The organism is Bradyrhizobium sp. BRP20 (assembly GCF_020194215.1).
GTDB lineage: Bacteria > Pseudomonadota > Alphaproteobacteria > Rhizobiales > Xanthobacteraceae > Bradyrhizobium > Bradyrhizobium yuanmingense.
This window is the reverse complement of record NZ_JADYVY010000003.1, coordinates 113,596-132,453: the sequence shown is the minus strand read 5'-3', so window position 1 is coordinate 132,453 and position 18,858 is coordinate 113,596. Positions and strand designations below refer to the sequence as shown.

21 protein-coding genes are annotated in these 18,858 nt (G+C 65.8%); 8 read left to right on the top strand and 13 right to left on the bottom strand.

Going from position 1 to position 18,858, the window contains the following annotated elements:
• Positions 1–11 precede the first annotated feature (11 nt).
• From I6F33_RS09680 to I6F33_RS09655, 6 genes are all read right to left on the bottom strand, one after another.
• A complete protein-coding gene (locus tag I6F33_RS09680; protein WP_225142182.1) occupies positions 12–617 on the bottom strand; it encodes a K(+)-transporting ATPase subunit C in 606 nt (201 codons plus the stop codon).
• 109 nt (positions 618–726) lie between these two features.
• Positions 727–2,844, bottom strand: a complete 2,118-nt coding sequence (kdpB, locus tag I6F33_RS09675) for a potassium-transporting ATPase subunit KdpB (RefSeq protein WP_225142180.1) — start codon at positions 2,842–2,844, stop codon at positions 727–729.
• A 24-nt stretch (positions 2,845–2,868) separates the two neighbouring features.
• Complete coding sequence (gene kdpA, locus I6F33_RS09670; protein WP_225142177.1) at positions 2,869–4,557, bottom strand: potassium-transporting ATPase subunit KdpA; 1,689 nt, start codon at positions 4,555–4,557, stop codon at positions 2,869–2,871.
• A 111-nt stretch (positions 4,558–4,668) separates the two neighbouring features.
• On the bottom strand, positions 4,669–4,758 hold the full coding sequence (locus I6F33_RS09665) for a K(+)-transporting ATPase subunit F (RefSeq protein WP_035698142.1): 90 nt from the start codon (positions 4,756–4,758) through the stop codon (positions 4,669–4,671).
• An 11-nt stretch (positions 4,759–4,769) separates the two neighbouring features.
• Entirely contained in the window at positions 4,770–4,925 is a 156-nt protein-coding gene (locus I6F33_RS09660; RefSeq protein ID WP_156446730.1) for a hypothetical protein, read from the bottom strand.
• A gap of 164 nt (positions 4,926–5,089) precedes the next feature.
• Positions 5,090–5,671 (bottom strand): TetR/AcrR family transcriptional regulator, encoded by a 582-nt coding sequence (locus I6F33_RS09655; protein WP_036007209.1) that lies wholly within the window; start codon positions 5,669–5,671, stop codon positions 5,090–5,092.
• A gap of 85 nt (positions 5,672–5,756) precedes the next feature.
• Between I6F33_RS09655 and I6F33_RS09650 the strand changes: the two genes are divergently transcribed.
• The 3 genes from I6F33_RS09650 (at position 5,757) to I6F33_RS09640 (ending at position 8,825) form a co-directional block, all read left to right on the top strand.
• Positions 5,757–6,497, top strand: a complete 741-nt coding sequence (locus I6F33_RS09650; protein ID WP_225112095.1) for a crotonase/enoyl-CoA hydratase family protein — start codon at positions 5,757–5,759, stop codon at positions 6,495–6,497.
• Between the two features lie 84 nt (positions 6,498–6,581).
• Positions 6,582–7,217: a uracil phosphoribosyltransferase gene (upp, locus tag I6F33_RS09645; RefSeq protein WP_036007202.1), complete on the top strand. Its 636-nt coding sequence runs from the start codon at positions 6,582–6,584 to the stop codon at positions 7,215–7,217.
• Between the two features lie 33 nt (positions 7,218–7,250).
• Positions 7,251–8,825, top strand: a complete 1,575-nt coding sequence (locus I6F33_RS09640) for an AMP-binding protein (RefSeq protein ID WP_225142486.1) — start codon at positions 7,251–7,253, stop codon at positions 8,823–8,825.
• Positions 8,826–8,845: 20 nt separating this feature from the next.
• Here the strand turns inward: I6F33_RS09640 and I6F33_RS09635 are convergent, their stop codons facing one another.
• Positions 8,846–10,012, bottom strand: coding sequence for an acyl-CoA dehydrogenase family protein (locus tag I6F33_RS09635; RefSeq protein ID WP_036007218.1), 1,167 nt, complete (start codon positions 10,010–10,012; stop codon positions 8,846–8,848).
• A 96-nt stretch (positions 10,013–10,108) separates the two neighbouring features.
• Between I6F33_RS09635 and I6F33_RS09630 the strand changes: the two genes are divergently transcribed.
• Together I6F33_RS09630 and I6F33_RS09625 are read left to right on the top strand one after the other, a co-directional pair.
• Positions 10,109–10,612: a MaoC family dehydratase gene (locus tag I6F33_RS09630; protein WP_338076419.1), complete on the top strand. Its 504-nt coding sequence runs from the start codon at positions 10,109–10,111 to the stop codon at positions 10,610–10,612.
• Positions 10,612–11,463 (top strand): CoA ester lyase, encoded by an 852-nt coding sequence (locus tag I6F33_RS09625; protein WP_225126117.1) that lies wholly within the window; start codon positions 10,612–10,614, stop codon positions 11,461–11,463. The genes I6F33_RS09630 and I6F33_RS09625 overlap by 1 nt, the downstream gene beginning before the upstream one ends.
• Positions 11,464–11,494: 31 nt before the next feature.
• On the opposite strand, the gene I6F33_RS09620 is transcribed toward I6F33_RS09625, so the two are convergent.
• Positions 11,495–11,896 carry a hypothetical protein gene (locus tag I6F33_RS09620; protein ID WP_192893299.1) on the bottom strand — a complete coding sequence of 134 codons (402 nt, stop codon included), beginning with the start codon at positions 11,894–11,896 and terminating at the stop codon, positions 11,495–11,497.
• 265 nt (positions 11,897–12,161) lie between these two features.
• Between I6F33_RS09620 and I6F33_RS09615 the strand changes: the two genes are divergently transcribed.
• On the top strand, positions 12,162–12,380 hold the full coding sequence (locus tag I6F33_RS09615; RefSeq protein ID WP_036007194.1) for a hypothetical protein: 219 nt from the start codon (positions 12,162–12,164) through the stop codon (positions 12,378–12,380).
• Positions 12,377–12,553: a hypothetical protein gene (locus I6F33_RS09610; protein WP_225142175.1), complete on the top strand. Its 177-nt coding sequence runs from the start codon at positions 12,377–12,379 to the stop codon at positions 12,551–12,553. Before I6F33_RS09615 ends, I6F33_RS09610 begins: the two co-directional genes overlap by 4 nt.
• A gap of 293 nt (positions 12,554–12,846) precedes the next feature.
• Here I6F33_RS09610 and I6F33_RS09605 read toward each other — a convergent pair whose 3' ends face one another.
• The 4 genes from I6F33_RS09605 to I6F33_RS09590 all read right to left on the bottom strand — a co-directional run bounded on the left by I6F33_RS09605 (position 12,847) and on the right by I6F33_RS09590 (position 15,571).
• Positions 12,847–13,953 (bottom strand): trypsin-like peptidase domain-containing protein, encoded by a 1,107-nt coding sequence (locus tag I6F33_RS09605; protein ID WP_225142485.1) that lies wholly within the window; start codon positions 13,951–13,953, stop codon positions 12,847–12,849.
• 164 nt (positions 13,954–14,117) lie between these two features.
• Complete coding sequence (locus I6F33_RS09600; RefSeq protein WP_225134479.1) at positions 14,118–14,453, bottom strand: hypothetical protein; 336 nt, start codon at positions 14,451–14,453, stop codon at positions 14,118–14,120.
• A gap of 87 nt (positions 14,454–14,540) precedes the next feature.
• The gene (locus I6F33_RS09595) at positions 14,541–15,032 is read right to left on the bottom strand and encodes an Hsp20/alpha crystallin family protein (RefSeq protein ID WP_036007189.1); all 492 of its coding nucleotides are present in this window, start codon (positions 15,030–15,032) and stop codon (positions 14,541–14,543) included.
• A gap of 77 nt (positions 15,033–15,109) precedes the next feature.
• Complete coding sequence (locus tag I6F33_RS09590; protein WP_225112090.1) at positions 15,110–15,571, bottom strand: Hsp20 family protein; 462 nt, start codon at positions 15,569–15,571, stop codon at positions 15,110–15,112.
• A gap of 310 nt (positions 15,572–15,881) precedes the next feature.
• Here I6F33_RS09590 and I6F33_RS09585 point away from each other — a divergent pair, with 310 nt between their 5' ends.
• Positions 15,882–17,444, top strand: coding sequence for a hypothetical protein (locus tag I6F33_RS09585; protein WP_225142173.1), 1,563 nt, complete (start codon positions 15,882–15,884; stop codon positions 17,442–17,444).
• Here I6F33_RS09585 and I6F33_RS09580 read toward each other — a convergent pair.
• The gene (locus I6F33_RS09580; protein WP_225142171.1) at positions 17,433–18,734 is read right to left on the bottom strand and encodes an MFS transporter; all 1,302 of its coding nucleotides are present in this window, start codon (positions 18,732–18,734) and stop codon (positions 17,433–17,435) included. The two genes, I6F33_RS09585 and I6F33_RS09580, sit on opposite strands and share 12 nt — an antisense overlap.
• Positions 18,735–18,858 lie beyond the last annotated feature (124 nt).

The following is an 18,858-nucleotide window of genomic DNA, read 5'->3' as shown; positions in this document are numbered from 1 at the left end:
AGCCTAGACGGCTACTTCGCGGCGATCCGATCGAGCGCGAGGTTCAGCGCCAGAACGTTGACCCTGGGCTCGCCGAGGAAGCCGAGCAGACGGCCTTCGGTGTTGGCGGCCACGAGCTGCCTGACCTGACCGTCCGGCAGATTGCGCGCCTTCGCGACGCGCGGCACCTGGAATTGCGCGGCTTCCGGCGAAATGTCGGGGTCGAGGCCGCTGGCCGACGTCGTCACCAGGTCGACCGGCACCGAGGCGTTCGGATTCTCGGTCCTGAGCTTGTCCACATCTTCCTTCAGCCGGTCGGCCAGCGCCTTGCTGGTCGGACCGAGATTGGAGCCGCCCGAATTGGCGGCGTTGTAGGGCGCGGGCAACGTCTTGGTCGAATCATTCGGGTCCGGCGCCAGTGTCGCCGAGGGGCGGCCGTGGAAGTACTTGTCGTCCTTGAACTCCTGCCCGATCAGGGCGGAGCCAATCACCTTGCCGTCTTTCTCGATCAGGCTGCCTTGCGCCTGCACGGGAAACAGCGCGCCGGCAATGCCGGTCATTGCGAGCGGATAGGCAAGGCCCGTGATGACGGTGAGCGCCAGCAAGAGGACGATGGCGGGGCGGATTTCTCTGAGCATGTTGGGTCTCCTATGTCTTCCGTCATTGCGAGCGAAGCGAAGCAATCCAGGGTCTTTCCACGGAGGCAGTCTGGATTGCTTCGTCGCAAGAGCTCCTCGCAATGACCGGTTATGCCAAATGCAAGGCGGTCACCGCGAGATCGATCGCTTTGATGCCGATGAAGGGAATGACGATGCCGCCGAGCCCGTAGATCAGGAGGTTGCGGCGGAGCAGCGCGCCGGCACCGACGGCGCGATAGGCGACGCCCTTCAGCGCGAGCGGAATCAGCGCGATGATGACGAGCGCGTTGAAGATGATCGCCGACAGGATGGCGCTTTGCGGGCTCGACAGGTTCATGACGTTGAGGATGTTGAGCTGAGGGTAGAACGCCAGGAACATCGCCGGGATGATCGCAAAATATTTGGCGACGTCGTTGGCGATCGAGAACGTCGTCAGCGCACCGCGCGTCATCAAGAGCTGCTTGCCGATCTCGACCACCTCGATCAGCTTGGTCGGGTTGGAATCGAGATCGACCATGTTGCCGGCCTCCCGGGCGGCTTGCGTGCCGGTGTTCATGGCGACGCCGACGTCGGCCTGGGCGAGCGCCGGCGCGTCGTTGGTGCCGTCGCCGCACATCGCCACCAGCTTGCCCTTGGCCTGCTCGTCACGGATCAGCTTCAGCTTGTCCTCGGGCGTTGCCTGCGCCAGGAAATCGTCGACGCCGGCTTCCGCGGCGATGGCGGCCGCCGTCATCGGGTTATCGCCGGTGATCATGATGGTGCGGATGCCCATGCGGCGCAGCTCGGCAAAACGCTCGCGGATGCCGCCCTTGACCATGTCCTTGAGCTGGACGATGCCGAGCAGCCTGCCGTCCCTGGCGACAGCCAGCGGCGTGCCGCCCGATTTGGCGACCTCGTCGGCAATGGCGCTGATCTCGCGGCCCGCCTCGGACAGTGCCGCAGGCTGCATCCCCCGTGCCGTATTGCCGGAGGCGATCCTGGTCGGCGCCCCGCCGCCGATATAGTTGAGGATGGCATCGACCGCGCCCTTTCGAACCGACGAGCCGCCGGCGTCGACGCCGCTCATGCGGGTCTGCGCCGTGAACGGAACGAAGGTCGCGCCAAGCTCGGCCATATCGCGGCCGCGGATGCCGTACTTCTCCTTGGCCAGCACGACAATGGAGCGGCCTTCCGGCGTCTCGTCCGCCAGCGAGGCGAGCTGGGCGGCATCCGCCAGGTCCTGCTCGGCGACGCCGCGCACGGGACGGAAGGCGGTCGCCTGCCGATTGCCGAGCGTGATGGTGCCGGTCTTGTCGAGCAGCAGCGTGTCGACGTCGCCGGCGGCCTCGACCGCGCGGCCCGACATCGCCAGCACATTGAAGCGCACCAGGCGGTCCATGCCGGCGATGCCGATCGCCGACAACAGCGCACCGATCGTGGTCGGGATCAGCGTCACGAACAGAGCGACCAGCACGACCACCGAGATCGAGCCGCCGGCATAAGCGGCGTAGCTCGGGATCGTCACCGTGGCGAACACGAAGATGATGGTGAGGCCGGCGAGCAGGATGTTGAGCGCGATCTCGTTCGGCGTCTTCTGCCGCTCGGCGCCCTCGACCAGCTTGATCATGCGGTCGATGAAGGTCGAGCCCTGCGCGGCGGTGATGCGCACCCGGATCCAGTCCGACAGCACCTGCGTGCCGCCCGTCACCGCCGAACGGTCGCCGCCGGATTCGCGGATCACGGGCGCGGACTCGCCGGTGATGGCGGCCTCGTTGACGGAGGCGACGCCCTCGACCACCTCGCCGTCGGAAGGAATGGTGTCGCCCGCCTCGACCAGCACGAGATCGCCGACCTTCAGGCTCGTGCCCGGCACGAGCTTGTAGTCACGGCCCGCGCCGCTCAGGAGCTTGGCCTGGCTCTCGGTGCGAGTCTTGCGCAGCGTCTCGGCCTGCGCCTTGCCACGGCCCTCGGCCACGGCTTCGGCGAGATTGGCGAACAGCACGGTGAACCACAGCCAGAGGATGATCTGGAAGGTGAAGCCGAGATTCTCCCCGCCGGTGACGAGATCGCGCAGGAAGATCACGGTGGTGAGCGCGGCCACAATCTCGACCACGAACATCACGGGGTTCTTGATCATGGCGCGTGGATCGAGCTTGGTGAAGGCAGCGCCGATCGCCGGCACGACGATTTTGGGATCCAGCATCGCCGAGACCGGCATGCGCTTGTGGGATTTGTGGACAGGTTCCATGGAGGTCACTCCGAAAAGCGAAAATCAGAAGATTGCGAGATGCTCGACGATGGGGCCGAGTGCGAGCGCCGGGAAGAAGGTCAGGCCGCCCATGATCAGGATGACGCCGACGACGAGGCCGACGAACAGGCCTCCGGTGGTCGGGAAAGTGCCCATCGACGGCGGGATCGATTTCTTGGCCGCGAGCGAGCCTGCGATCGCCATCGCCGGCACGATCATGAAGAAGCGGCCGACGAACATCGCGGATGCGCCCGTCAGGTTGTAGAACGGGGTGTTGCCGGTCAGGCCGGCGAAGGCGGAGCCGTTGTTGGCGGTCTGCGACGTATAGGCGTAGAGCACTTCCGAGAAGCCGTGCGGGCCCGCATTCGCCATCGAGGCAACGCCGGTGGGCAGCACGACCGCGACGGCCGACCAGCCCAGGATCATCAGCGGCAGGATCAGGATCGCGAGCATCGCCATCTTGACCTCGCGGGCCTCGATCTTCTTGCCGACATATTCCGGCGTACGGCCGACCATCAGGCCTGCGACGAAGATCGCGAGAACGACGAACAGCAGCATGCCGTATAGGCCGGCGCCGACGCCGCCGACGATGATCTCCCCTAACTCCATGTTGATCAGCGGGACCATGCCGCCGAGCGCGGTGAAGCTGTCGTGCATGGCGTTCACGGCACCGCAGGACGCGGCGGTGGTGATCACCGCGAACAGCGAGGACGCGACGATGCCGAAGCGGACTTCCTTGCCCTCCATGTTGCCGCCGGTCAGGCCGAGTGCATGCAGGGTCGTGGTGCCGCTGGCTTCAGCCCAATAGCAAACGGCGACGCCTGCGACGAACAGCACGCCCATCACGGCGAGGATCGCCCAGCCCTGGCGCTGGTTGCCGACCATGCGGCCGAACACGTTGGTGAGCGCCGCGCCGAGCACGAAGATCGACAGCATCTGCACGAAATTCGACAGCGCGGTCGGGTTCTCGAAGGGGTGAGCGGCATTGGCATTGAAGAAGCCGCCGCCATTGGTCCCTAACATCTTGATCGCGACCTGCGAGGCCACTGGGCCGACCGCGATGGTCTGCTTGGCGCCCTCGAGCGTGGTCGCTTCGACGTAGTCGCCAAGCGTTTGCGGGATGCCCTGCCAGACCAGAAACAGCGTGAACACGACACAGATCGGCAGCAGGATGTAGAGCGTGCAGCGGGTCACATCGACCCAGAAGTTACCGATTGTGCGCATGGACGCGCGGGCAAAGCCGCGGATCAGGGCAACCGCGAGCACGATGCCGGTCGCCGCCGACAGGAAATTCTGGTGCGTCAGGCCGACCATCTGGGTCAGATAGGACAGCGTGCTCTCGCCGCCGTAGTTCTGCCAGTTGGTATTGGTGATGAAGGAGATCGCGGTGTTGAAGGACAGATCCTCGGCGACCGCGGATTGGCCGGCTGGATTGAACGGCAGCACGGCCTGCAGCCGCATCAGGCCGTAGATGATGAGGAAGCCAGCGACATGGAACAGCAGCATCGCGACCGTGTAGGTCAGCCAGTGCTGCTCGCGCTTCTCGTCGACGCCGGAGATCCAGTAGATGCCGGCCTCGATCGGCCGCAGGACAGGCGACAGGAAGGTGCGCTCGCCGTTGAACACGCGCGTCATGTACCAGCCCAGCGGCTTGGTCAGCGCGACGATAGTCGCACAATAGAGAATGATCTGGAACCAGCCGATCATAGTCATGGCATTAACCCTTCAGGCTTTTGGTCCGGCGCAAAAGCGGCAGGAGCAGCGCGAGCAGGCCCGCGACGAGCAGCGTCGGCCAGCAGCAATTTTGCGAGCAGCAGCACGGCGTCAGAACCGCTCGGGCCGCAACAGTGCATAAGTGAGATAGATCAGGAGGCCGAACGAGACGGCGCCGGCGAGCGCATAATCGAAGATCATGGTCCGCTCCCTCACAGCCGTTCGCAGGCGTAGGTGTAGCCGATCGCGAGGGCAAAGAAGAAGAAGCCCAGCGCCAGCATCAAAAGGTCCATCATGGCGATACTCCTTGGTACGACACGATCGCCGGCCGAGTTCAATGCAAGCGCATCGCCAGCCGGAAACTTCACCGCTGACGTGCCACTGCGCGCATAGCTTTTCGAGGTGAGGGCTATGGTAACGTTATAGGAATCTCATAAAGGCCGGCGGGAGCCAGCGGCTATGCGCACCCGCAATGCGTCCCCCGCGGTCGCTCCGGACGGGGCGGAGGCCTGGTGGTGCCCGGCCTCGGCGTCTAGCTCCTCACCTCCGCCTCGATCAGTCGCGCCAGCTCCGACGCGGTGACCTCGATCGGCCGGCCGCTGCGCTCGACGCGGGCCTGGATCAGCGCGCCCTGGAGCGCCGACGTGCAGAGCACCGCCAGCGCCTCCGCCCGCGGCCTGGCAAACCCGTCGGCGACGAGCTTGTCACGCAGGATCGATAGCCGTGCCGCATAGGCCTTGCGACCGGCCTCCGACACGGCGCGCTCGCGCGGCGCCAGCTCGAGCAGCACGGTCGTGATCGGGCAGCCATTGCGGAAGCCGGAGCCCTGCATCCAGCCTGCCAGCAGTCTGGCGTGCGCGCGCAAGAGCTCGCCGGTCGAGCCGCACTCTGCCGCGAGCTCGGCGACCGTCGCCGCGACGCGGCGGCCCGCCTCCTCCACCGCTGCCACCGCGATCGAGGATTTTCCGTCCGGAAAGTAATGATAGAGCGACCCCTTCGGCGCGCCGCTGACGTCGACGATGTCGTTGAGGCCGGTGCGGGCAAATCCCTGGCGGCGGAATAGCGTCACCGCGGCATTGATGATGGGCTGACGGTGCTTCGGCACGGCCGGCATGGCACTCTCCTCCGCTCGGAAATTATATTGATTGGTCTACATCAGCCTCCGACAGTCAAGGCATGACAATGACGGAGAGAGGCAGATGCCTGAGAGAGTGACCTATGAACTGAACGACGGCGTGGCGCGGATCGGGCTCGACGACGGCAAGGTCAACGTGATGTCGGCCGCGATGCTGGGCGAGATCGGCGCCGCCTTCGACCGCGCCGAGACGGAGGCGGAGATCGTGGTGCTGCGCTCGGGCCGGCCAGGCATCTTTTCCGCGGGCTTCGATCTGAAAGTGTTCGCCTCGGGCGATGCTGCCAAGAGCCTGGAGATGGTCCGGGCCGGCGCCGAGCTTGCGCTGCGGCTGATGTCGTTTCCACATCCGACCATCGGCGTGATGGAGGGCCATGCTTACCCGATGGGAACGTTCCTGCTGCTCGCCTGCGACGTCAGGCTGGGCGCGCGCGGACCGCACCGCATGGGGCTGAACGAGGTGGCGATCGGCATCGCGCCTCCCAGCTTTGCCATCGAGCTCGCGCGCAGCCGGCTGCATCCGGCCTGGCTCAGCCGTACCGTCACGCTTGGCGAGATGTACGAACCCGGGGAGGCGCAGACGGCCGGCTTTCTCGATCGCGTGGTTACACCTGAGATGGTCGACGCCACGATCGAGACGATCATCACCGGCCTGCGCGCCATCCACAAGCCGTCGCATGCCACGGCAAAGCGGCGCCTGCGCCGGGGAGCCATGGACGCCATGCGCGCGGCGATCGATCGCGAGCTGACCATGGCTGCCTATGAGGCAAGCAACCGCGCGCGCAGCGCAGTCGCGCTGCCCGGTTGAGGTCGGCTATCCCGCGGAAAAGGCGTTGCCTAAAACTACCTGGCCGATCTGGCGCAGTTTCACGGAACCGTGTAGAGCGGTTTCATGAGCACAGGCAATGTCAACGTCGTCGCCCACCCCCTGGTCCAGCACAAGCTCTCCCTGATGCGGGAGAAGGACCGCTCGACCAAGAGCTTTCGCGAGATCCTGAACGAGATCGGGATGCTGCTGGCCTACGAGGTGACGCGCGACCTGCCGCTGGAGCTGGTGGACATCGAGACGCCGATCGCGCCGATGCAGGCACCCAAGATCGCCGGCAAGAAGCTCACGCTGGCGCCGATCCTGCGCGCCGGCGTCGGCTTTCTCGACGGCATGCTGGCGCTGATGCCTTCGGCGCGCATCGCCCATATCGGGCTCTACCGCGACCCCGAGACGTTGCAGGCCGTGGAATATTACTTCAAGGCGCCGCAGGACCTGTCCGACCGCACCGTGATCCTGATGGACCCGATGCTGGCGACCGGCAACTCGGCCTGCGCCGGCGCGTCCCTGCTCAAGGCGCGCGGCGCCCGCGACATCCGCTTCGTCTGCCTCCTGGCCGCGCCTGAAGGCATCGCCAAGTTCCAGAGCGAGCATCCCGATGTGCCGATCTGGACCGCCGCGATCGACGAGCGGCTCAACGACCACGGCTATATCGTGCCGGGCCTGGGCGACGCCGGCGACCGGATGTTCGGCACCAAGTAGACAGGCTTGCGCGACCGGGTTAGTCCGATGGCCATGAGTGCCAACGATTTTTCGCTGCAATCGCTGCTCCGGATCAAGACCGCCGCCGACCCTGCCCTGGTATTCGACGGCAAGGCCGTCGCTCGCGCGGAATTCTCGGCGAAGATCGAGCAGACCGCCGCCTGGCTAGCCGCGCAAGGCATCGGCAAGGGCGACGTCGTTGCGGTCTGGCTGGTCAACCGGGTCGAATGGCTGACACTGCTGTTCGCCGCCGCACGGCTCGGTGCGGTCGCCGCCGCCGTCAACACGCGCTACCGCAGCGCGGAAGTCGCGCACCTGCTCAAGCTGTCAGGCGCGAAGCTCATGGTGGTCGAGGCGGCATTCCGCGCGATCGACTTTGCCGCCATCCTCGCCGATGTCGCCGAGGCCGAGGTGCCCGCGCTGGAACGGCTGGCGGTGGTCGGCGCGGATGCGATCCCCGCACGCTGGCCCTGCGTGCGGTTCGATGCGTTCGAGACGACTTACCCTTCCCCTCCGCCGATCCAGGATGATGTCGACCTGCCCGTGCTGCTCTACACCACGTCGGGCACGACCAAGGGGCCGAAGCTCGTCGCGCATTCGCAAGCGACGCTGGCGACGCACGCCGCCTCCGTCGCCCACGCGCTCCAGCTCGATCACCACCGTCATTCGCTCCTGGCGATGCTGCCGTTCTGCGGCACCTTCGGCATGACGAGCCTGCTCGGCTTCCTCGCGGCCGGCGCGACCATTCATGTGCTCGATGCCTTCGAAGCAGCGCCGGCGCTGGAGATCCTCAGCACGGAGCGCATCACGCATTCCTTCGGTTCGGACGAGATGTTCCGGCGCATCCTCGCCCTCACCGATGCGCCACACCCGTTTCCGCATCTCGAAGTCTGCGGCTTCGCCGCGTTCCAGCCCGGCTGGCGCGAGCTGGCTGTGGAAGCCGAAGCGCGCGGCATGAAGCTGTATGGCCTCTACGGATCGAGCGAGGTGCAGGCGCTGTTCTCGATCGGCGGCCCCAGTGATGCCTTTGCCGATCGGATCGAGGGCGGCGGCTGGCCGATGTCGCCGGAGGCGAAAGTCCGCGTGCGCGATGTCGAGACCGGCGAGCTCGCCGGAAGCCGCGTCTCCGGCGAGATCGAGATCAGCGCGCCCTCGCGCTTCCTCGGCTACTTCAACAACCCGGAGGCGACACGCGAGGCGATCACCGCCGACGGCTTCTTCCGGACCGGCGACATCGGCCGGCTGCGCGGCGACGGGTCGTTCGTCTACGAGACCCGCGCCGGCGATGCGATGCGGCTCGGCGGCTTCCTGGTCGCGCCCGGTGAGATCGAGGACGAGCTCAAATCCTGCACCGGCGTCGCCGACGCCCAGGTCGTCGCCATCGATCTCAAGGGCCAGGCGCGCTGCGTCGCCTTCGTGATCCCGACAACGGAGCCGCCCATCCAGGAGACGCTGATCGCGCGTCTGCGCGAGCGGCTCGCCGGCTACAAGGTGCCGGCGCGGATCTATGTCGTGGATGCCTTTCCCGTCACCGACAGTGCCAACGGCGTGAAGATCCAGCGCGCCCGGCTTCGCGCCATGGCGATGGAGCGGATCGCCGCCGAATAGACCCGCTCAGTACGACTTGTTCAGTACGATTTGGCGAGCCCCAGCACCTTTTCCGCGATGAAGCTGAGCGCGAGCTGCGGGCTGACCGGCGCGATGCGCGGGATCAGCACCTCGCGCAAATAGCGCTCGACGTGGAATTCCTTGGCGTAGCCGAAGCCGCCATGGGTCATCACCGCCTGCTCGCAGGCCGAGAAGCCCGCTTCGCCCGCGAGATATTTCGCCGCATTGGCCGCGGCGCCGCAGGGCATGCCCTTGTCGTATTGCCAGGCCGCCGACATCACCATCAGCCAGGCCGCTTCCAATTCGACCCAGTTCACCGCGAGCGGATGCTGGATGCCTTGATTCTTGCCGATCGGACGATTGAACACGATTCGCGTCTTGGCGTATTCGGTCGCGCGCGACAGGGCGAGCTTGCCGAGACCGACCGCCTCGGCCGCGATGAGAATGCGCTCCGGATTCATGCCTTCGAGGATGTACTCGAAGCCTTTGCCTTCCTCGCCGATGCGGTCCTCCATCGGGATCTCGAAATCCTCGAAGAACAGCTCGTTGGAATCGACGATCTTGCGGCCCATCTTCTCGATCTCGTGGACCTTGATCCTGTTGCGGTCGAAATCGGTGTAGAACAGGCTGAGGCCGTGGGTTGGCGAGCGCACCTCCTCCAGCGGCGTGGTGCGCGCCAGCAGCAAAATCTTGTGCGCGACCTGCGCGGTCGAGATCCACACCTTCTGGCCATTGACGATGTAGCGGTCGTTCTTGGCGACCGCGCGGGTCTTGAGCTGGGTGGTGTTGAGGCCGGTGTTCGGCTCGGTCACCGCAAAGCACGCCTTCTCGCGGCCCTCGACCATCGGCGGCAGCATGCGCCTGCGCTGCTCCTCGGTGCCGAACACGACGACGGGGTTGAGCCCGAACACGTTGATGTGCACCGCCGAGGCACCGGACATGCCGGCGCCCGACTCGGCGATGGTGCGCATCATGATCGCAGCTTCCGTGATGCCGAGCCCGGAGCCGCCATATTCCTCGGGCACGCAGATGCCGAGCCAGCCGGCATCTGCCAGCGCCTTGTGGAAGTCGTGCGGGAAGCCGCCGTCGTGGTCCTTCTTCAGCCAATAGGCGTCGGGAAAGCCTTCGCAGATCTTGGCGATGGCGTCGCGAATGGCTTCCTGCTGATCGGTGAGCGCGAAATCCATGGTCTTGACCTCCCTTCGCCAAGCATTGTTTAGCTCGAAAAACTACATGCAGATACGTGAATTTGCCCGCGAAGTGTGTCTACCATGCATGGGGTCATGCGGCGCGACGTGACGAATGCGCCGTTATTTCGCAGGGAGGAAACCGCGATGGCCGGACTTTATTTCGAGGACTTTTCCGTGGGCCAGGAGTTCAGGCATCCGCTGACCCGAACCGTCACGGAGATGGACAACACCATGTTCAGCCTGCTGACGCTCAATCCGCAGCCGCTGCACATCGACGCGCATTTCGCCGAGAAGACCGAGTTCGGCCAGCGCATTTTCAACAGCCTATACACCCTCGGCATCATGATCGGCATGACGGTCTATGATACGACCTTAGGGACTACCGTCGCCAATCTCGGCATGACCGACGTCACCTTTCCGAAGCCGGTCTTCCATGGCGACACGTTGCGGGCCACGACAAAGGTGCTCTCTGTGCGGGAATCCAGATCACGGCCCAAGGCCGGCATCGTCGAGTTCGAGCATCATGCCCTGAACCAGAACGACGAGATTGTCGGCAAATGCCGCCGCATGGCGATGATGCACAAGAGGCCGGTCTGATGCGTTCGATGCTGTTCGTGCCGGGCGATTCCCGGCGCAAATTCGAGAAGGCGAGCGAAGGCAAGGCCGACGCGCTGATCATCGATCTCGAGGATTCCGTCGTCACCGAGAAGAAGGCGGAGGCGCGTGAGCTCACGCTCTCGATGCTGAAGAGCCGCCCCGGCCCGCATCAGCTCTATGTCCGCGTCAACGCGCTCGACACCGGCATGACGCTGGCCGATCTCGCCGCGATCATGCCGGGCAGGCCTGATGGCATCGTGCTGCCGAAATCGCAAGGCGGCGACGACGTGCGTCAGGTCGCGACCTGGCTCGAAGCTTTGGAAGCCGCCTCCGGCATCGCGATCGGCGCGACCCGCATCGTCTGCGTCGCGACGGAGACCGCCGGCTCGATCTTCGGGCTCGGCAGCTACAAGGGCAGCTCCCCTCGCCTCGCCGGACTGATGTGGGGCGCGGAAGATCTCTCCGCCTCGCTCGGCGCTACCGAGAAGGCGAGCGGCGGCGTGTTCCACAGCCCCTATCGCCTGGCGCGGGATCTCTGCCTGATCGCGGCGGCAGCCGCCGAGGTCGCGCCGATCGACACTGTTTACACCGACATCGACAATCTCGCCGGCCTCGAGCAGGAGACGCGTGCCGCGCGGCGCGACGGTTTTTCGGCCAAGGCGCTGATCCACCCCAAGCATGTCGACATCGTCAACGCGGCCTTCGCGCCGACGGAGGCCGAGCGCGCCTGGGCGGAGAAGGTGATCGCGGCGTTCGCGAGCAATCCCAATTCCGGCACGTTGCGGCTCGACGGTCAGATGATCGACAAGCCGCACCTTCGCGCGGCGATGAAGATTCTCGGCCAGTCCTAGAGCGGGACGCAAGCCGGGCCGGCTGCCGGCCTCAGTCGAACCCCTGAACGGGCGGTGCCGAGGAATGCGCCGGCGCGGCAGGCGCGGCTTGAACCGGCGGAGCCTGGACCGGCGGGGCCGGATTGCCGGCAGCTCTCATCTGGCCGTTGGCGGCCATTGCCTCGCGCGTGCGCGACGGGCTACCGGTCGCGGCGGCGCGACGCGGCGGCGGCTGCCGGTGCCTGGCCGACTGCGAGCCTCTCAGGCCCCAGGACCGGGCGATCGAAGGTCCGGCCGTGTAGCCGATCAAGGCGCCGGCGACCGCACCCACCGGCCCAAGCACGACCGCACCCGAGACCGCGCCGAGCGCCGCATCGCCCGCGCGCTCCTGCGCGAGCGCGCCCGCGGGCACGCAGGCCAACATTGCGACAGCAGTGATCAGTGCCTTGTTCATCGGAGCGCCTCCCTCGCGACAGATCACTCCTGCTCAAATATGGCCACACGAGGTTCCCTTGCCGGCCAACAAAAGGCAATCGCGCCCGGAACCCGGGCGTCCGGACAGCTCGATCGGCCGACCATCGATCTCCAGGAGCCGGCAACGAGGACAGGCGCGCCAACATCTTGACACCGCTTAGCCGCTGAATATTTTTTCGCCGAGAAGAGATCTTCTCATCCTCGCAAAACCAAAGGATCTAACGCGACCGTCTGGAGAGACGACGATGCTCGATGAGAATTTGGCCCGCATTCGTGCGCACCGCAACAACATCCACCGCTACCGGCGCCTGCTGAAGACCAGGCTGTCGCAGCTCGAGCGCCAATTCATCGAGAGGCGACTTGCCGAAGAGCGATCGGCGCTCGATGGCCTGACCGCCAGCACCTTTCCCGTCGGCTTCCGCGCCGCCGAAGCGCCGGCGAACGCGTTGGGGATGGCCCAATGAACAGCCAACGCGATCTGCTGATCCGCGGCAGCGAGAAGGTCATCGGCCATTACGAGCTGCTTCTTGCCAGCGCCAAGAGCGAGCATGAGCGCGAGCTCTATCACCAGCGCATCGAACGCGAGCGGCGGCTGATCCGGGACCTGCAAGGCGAATGGGATCACCGCGCGGCCTGAGCTGGGAGATCACGCCTCCCCGGCACCGTCGCAGGGAGGGCTATCGCATTTGAGAGCTCTCCCCTGCGGCCATCCTTCGAGACGCCCGCTTGAGGCGGGCTCCTCAGGATGAGGACGGAGTGTGTGGCTGCAGTTTCAAGAGGCACTGACGCTGATGAGCCTCATCCTGAGGAGGCGCGTAAGCGCCGTCTCGAAGGACGAGGCGTGCGCAACGACCGCCATCACAAGTCATATGCCATAGCCCTGCCATCACAGGACGAACCGCTAGCGCGGTTCGTCCCTGTGCATTCGTTTCAGCGGACGAGGCGGTTGGGGCCTGCGAGCGCGCTGCTCGTGCCGGCTGCGGGCGCCACTCTCACCGTGGCGGTGAGCGGCGCACCGTTGCGCAGCAGCGAGAGCTTCACGTCCTCGCCGATCCGCGCCAGGCCGATCGTGTTGCGGAGCTGGGCGGCAGTGCGGATCGGGCGGTCGTCGGCGCCGGTCACGACATCGCCCTTGCGCAGGCCGGCCTTCTCTGCGGGCGAATCCGCCGCGATCTCGGCGATGACGGCGCCCTGATTCAATCCCTTGTTGACCGACGGATGCAGGTCCTTCAGCGAAATGCCGATGCGACCGCGCTCGACGCGGCCGCTCACGATGATCTGCTCCATCACCTTGCGCGCCATGTTGACCGGAATGGCAAAGCCGATGCCGACATTGCCGCCGGCGGGCGAGATGATCGCCGAGTTGATGCCGACGAGCTCGCCGCGCAGGCTGACCAGCGCGCCGCCGGAATTGCCGGGATTGATCGCCGCGTCAGTCTGGATGAAATCCTCATAGCCCTGCTTGCCGAGGCCGGTGCGGCCCAGCGCGCTGACGAGCCCTGAGGTCACGGTCTGGCCGAGGCCGAAGGGATTGCCGATCGCGAGGACGAAATCGCCGACATCGAGCCCGTCGCTGTCGCCGAAGGCAAGCGCCTTGAGCCCGACCGGGTTCTGAACCTGGAGCACCGCGACATCCGTGGGCGGATCACGGCCGATGACCTTGGCGGAAAACTGCCGGCCGTCCTTGGTCGTGATCTGAACGGCGGATGTGCCCTCGACCACGTGATTGTTGGTCAGCACATAGCCGCGCTGGGCGTCGACGATCACCCCGGAGCCGGTCGCATTGACCTCCTTCTCGATCTGCCGGGGAACGTCGAAGAACTCGCGAAACAGCGGATCGCGATAGAGCGGATTGTCCTCGCGCACGCGGCCGTGCACGGAGATGTTGACCACCGCGGGCGTCACCTGGCGCACCAGCGGCGCCAGGGTCGGCACCGGGCCGCCGGTCTTCACATCCGGGATCTGGCCGGCGGCAGGCTGCGACGCCGTGAGCGTCAGCATCAGCAAGGCCAGGAACAGCAGACGCACAGCATTCATCATCGTCACCCTGCCGCTTGTGTTGTGGGGAGTTTCGAAACCTTCGTGGCTTCAGCCTTCGTCGCCTGACGCGACGATCCAGCCTTGCAGGGCCAGAAGCGGGACAGTCCAGGCTGCCGCGGCCTGACCGAGCAGCACGAGAGCGAGGACGGTGGGCGTGACTATCATGCCGCCTGCCCTTCGGCGGCGGCCCATGGCCGCCGCAGCCGCATCGGCACGCCGCCGCCGCGCGGCGGGTCGTCATTGTCGTTGTCGCCGTCGAGCTTGCGCAAGGCGGCTAGAATGTCGACGAGCCGGACCGTGTGGCTCATGCCGGGAATCTCGCGCAAGGCGGGACAGGATTCGACCGCATACATGTCCGATGCCCAGGACGACAGGATGACGCGCTTCTCGGGCGACGAGAGATCCTCGGCATTCAGGACGTCGGCAGGCGAGTCGTAGTGGGCGGCGGGATGAAACAGCGGATTGAGAGTGCCGGAACTGGTATTCACGTTGGTCATCGATGGGTCTCCCACATGCTCCTTTCCAGGGGGACGGCTTGTTGACGATGAGACGGCGGCGCCACATCGCCGCCGTCTCACCTGACGTTAGTGCGTATTGATCGCGATGCGCTTGACGCCTTCGCGTGCCTTCTCCGATTTCGGCAGCGACACGGTCAGGACGCCATTCCTAAACGACGCCTCTGCCTTGTCCTCCTCGACACCCTCCAGCGGAATCTGCCGTTCGAAGGCGCCGTAATAGCACTCGGTGAAGAACCTGCCTTCGCCGTTGCGCTCCGCCTTCTTCTCGCCGCGGACGGTCAGCACGCCATTGGCGATCTCGACCTGAACGTCCTTCTCCGTCAGGCCGGGAAGCTCGGCCGAGACGGTCAGCGTCTTGTCGGTCTCGCTGAGCTCGACCTTCGGCCAGCCGAAACGGCCCTCCATCAGCGGCGACAGGCTGGTCGCCCCGAAGCCGCGGAAGACATCGTCGAACAGACGGTTCATCTCGCGGTGAAGCGTCAGGAACGGATCGAAATTGTCGCGCGCCGGCGCAAGCTCCTGGTTCTTCGACCAGGGAATGAGATCACGAAAAGCCATGGTACCCTCCTTCATGCATCGGAAAGCGCGGCCCGCGCACGCGCGCGCCGCGTTCCGCTACCTGTTCGATCGAGCGCTCAGGCTGCTTTCTTCTGCTCGATCTGCGTTGCCGCAGGAGCGCCGCCCGCGATCGGAATGCGGCGCGGCTTCATGGCTTCCGGAACCTCGCGGACGAGGTCGATGATCAGGAGCCCGTCCTGGAACGAGGCCTGCTTCACCTGGACATAGTCGGCGAGGTTGAACACGCGCCGGAACGGACGCGCGGCGATGCCCTGGTACAAATATTCCCGCGCGGCGGTCTCGGGCTTCCTGCCCTCGATGGTGAGCGCGTTCTGTTCGGCCGTCACGGTGATGTCGCTGACGCCGAAGCCTGCCACCGCAAGGCTGATCCGGTAGTGGTCTTCGCCGGATCGCTCGATGTTGTAGGGGGGATAATTGTCCTCGGTCGCCTGGCGGAGCGTGCTGTCGACGAGGTCGGCCAGGTGGTCGAAGCCGATGGTGGAGCGCCACAGCGGCGCAAAGTCAAAGCTGGTCCTCATAACCAAGTCCTCCAAAGAGCAAGATGGATACGAAGGAGCGCAAGGCGGGATTTCAGACGGGTCCGAAAGACCAACCCGGCGCCCGTGCCGGACCCGGTTGGCATCCGACACACCGCTCTCGCGGCGAAAAACGACTTAGAAAACCGCAAACCGGTTTCAAGAGGGGCCAACGGATTTTTTTTCGACCCCATCGATGGTCCGCCGAGCCCGGACGCACTCGGCGGCAACGGCAAGGTAAAAAAGGGGTAAAATGGGCGGGTCGAGGGTAAGGCCAGGTTGCCTCCGCGCGTCTGGCCCCGGGGCAACGCGCATGACGAACCAGGCGGCAGCACACCGCAGACCAGGGACCCGACCGCGTCCGGCCGGTCGCACGGCCGGCGCGATTGCCCTGCTGGCCGTCGCAACCGCCTTTGCGGCGCAGGCCGATGACATTGCCATCTCGCCTGCCGGGCTAAAGACGCTCGGAACGATCGATGCGCGCTTTCAATCCTACAACATCGAGATGGTGGAAGTGACCGGCGGACGGTTCTGGAAGCCTTATCCGCGAACCGCACGTGCCTTCGACGAACGGGATCGTTACAGCGCGCGGCCGCCGATCGATCTTGCCAATGCGCGACTGCGCCTGCTCGCCGCGGCGTTGTCGCCGGCCTATCTGCGCGTGAGCGGCACCTGGGCCAATGCGACGTTCTTTGCCGAGGCGCCGGGAGCCCCACCGCCGGGATTCAACACGGTGCTCAGCCGAGCGCAGTGGCGCGGCGTCGTGGAGTTCGCGCATGCGGTCGATGCGGAGATCGTCACCTCCTTTGCGATCAGTCCCGGCAGCCGCGATGACCACGGCATATGGAAGCCGGATCAGGCGCAGCAGCTGGTCGACACCACGCGCGCTCTGGGTGGGCGCATCGCCGCCGCCGAATTCATGAACGAGCCGACGCTCGCAGCGACGGGCGGTGCACCGGCGGGCTATGACGCGGCCGCGTATGGCCGCGACTTCAAGGTCTTTCGCGAGTGGATGCGGCGCGCCGCACCGGAGACGCTGATCCTCGGTCCCGGCTCGGTCGGCGATGCACCATCGCCGTCCGGAGCGGGGCTCACCACGCGGGACCTGCTTGCAGCATCCGGTCCCGGCGTCGATCGGTTCTCCTATCACCATTACAATACGATCTCGCCGCGCTGCGGCGGGCACGACGATCCGGCGCAGGCCCTCTCGGAGCAATGGCTGGCGCGCACGGATGCGACACTCCGGACCTACCAGGCGCTACGCGACGCATTCGAGCCGGGCAAGCCGATCTGGTTGACCGAGACGGCTGATGCCGCCTGCGGCGGCGGCTTATGGGACAGGACTTTTCTGGACACGTTCCGCTATCTCGACCAGCTCGGACGCCTGGCGAAGGCCGGCGTTCAAGTGGTGATGCACAACACGCTGGCTGCCAGCGATTACGGCCTGCTCGACGAAACAACGTTCCGGCCGCGGCCGAGCTATTGGGCCGCGCTGCTCTGGCGCCGGCTGATGGGAACGATCGTGCTCGACGCAGGCAAACCTGCTGCGCGCGATCTCCATCTTTACGCGCATTGCCACCCAGCCACGACAGGTGCGGTGTCGCTGCTCGCAATCAACACGTCGCGCGGCACATCGCGCACGTTATCGCTGCCGGATTCCGCCGAGCGGTACACGCTGCACGCAGCGCAGTTGCATGGTAAGATTGTGCAGTTGAACGGCAAGAGGCTCACGCTGACCCCTGAGGGCCAGCTGCCCCGGCTCGAGGCACGCGCAGCACCGCCGGGAACGGTCAGGCTTGCGCCGACGACCATCACCTTCCTGGTGTTTCAGAACGCTGCAAATCCGGCTTGCTTGTCCCGACGCTCAGGATCTTAGCGAGTCCCGCGCCGTCTCCGGCGCCAGCAGCGTCGCGACGATCGTGATGACCGACAGCGCGACGATGTAGACCGACACCGCCCAGTACGATCCGGCCCAGGCCAGCAGCGCCGCCGCGATCAGCGGCGAGAAGCCGCCGCTGAGCGCCGCCGCGACGTTGGCGCCGAGCGAGGCGCCGCTGTAGCGCACCTGGGTGCGGAACAGCTCCGGCATGAACGCGGCCTTCGGCCCGAACAGCAGCGCATGGGTGAGCGTCATCGTGACGACGAGCGCAAGCGTGATCAGCGCCGGCTCCCTGGTGTCGAGGAACCAGAACAGCGGAAACGCCAACGCCACCGAGAACACGCCGCCGGCCAGATACAGCGCCTTGCGTCCGAAGATGTCGGACAGCCAGCCGGCAAGCGGCAGCGTCGCGAACTCGACGATCGCAGCATAGACCACCGCATCCAGGACCACCTGCCGGGGCAGGCCGAGTTTGGTCATCGCGTAAACCACCGTGAACACGGTGAGGAGATAAGCGAGCCCGACCTCCGACACCGTGATGCCGATCGCGAGCAGAAAGCTGCGCCAGTCGCGGCGCAGCACTTCGAGGGCCGGCTGCGCCAGCACCTCCTTGCGCTCGACGATCTCCTTGAAGTGAGGCGTCTCCGCGAGCTTGAGCCGCACGATGAAGCTGACGCCGACCAGCAGAATGCTGATCAGGAACGGCACGCGCCAGCCCCAGCTGAGGAAGTCCGCCTCGGGCAGCTTCGTCATCAGGGCGAAGATGCCGGTGGAGGCGGCGACGCCGACGGGGAAGCCGACCTGCACCAGGCTGCCGTAGAAGCCGCGGCGATTGCCGGCGTGCTCGATCACCATAACGACCGCGCCGCTCCACTCGCCCCCGAGCCCGATGCCCTGAACGAAACGGAGGATCACGAGCAGGATCGGGGCCCAGACGCCGATCTGATCGTAGGTCGGCAGGCAGCCGATCAGGAAGGTGCCGAACCCCATCGCGATCATGGTCGCAACCAGCATGGTCTTGCGGCCGAGCCGGTCGCCGTAATGCCCGATGATGGCGCCGCCGATCGGCCGCGCGACGAAACCGACCGCATAGGTCGAGAATGCCGCGAGCGTGCCGACGAAGGGATCGAAGCTCGGGAAGAATAGCTTGTTGAAGACCAGCGCCGCCGCCGTGCCGTAGATCAGGAAATCGTACCACTCGATCGCGGTGCCGAGCGCACTCGCCCACACCACATGCGCCGTCGTCGATCTTTCCGCGGAAGCGGAGACCCCCGTTGCTGTCGTCATGCCCTGCCCCAAAGGATTCCGGACGGCATCATGGCCAAACCTTGTGACGGCTGCAATCTGTGGAGGTGTTGCCTCCTCACTGGATTTGCGGCGCGGGATTTTGTGCGCAGGTGGCGCAACACTC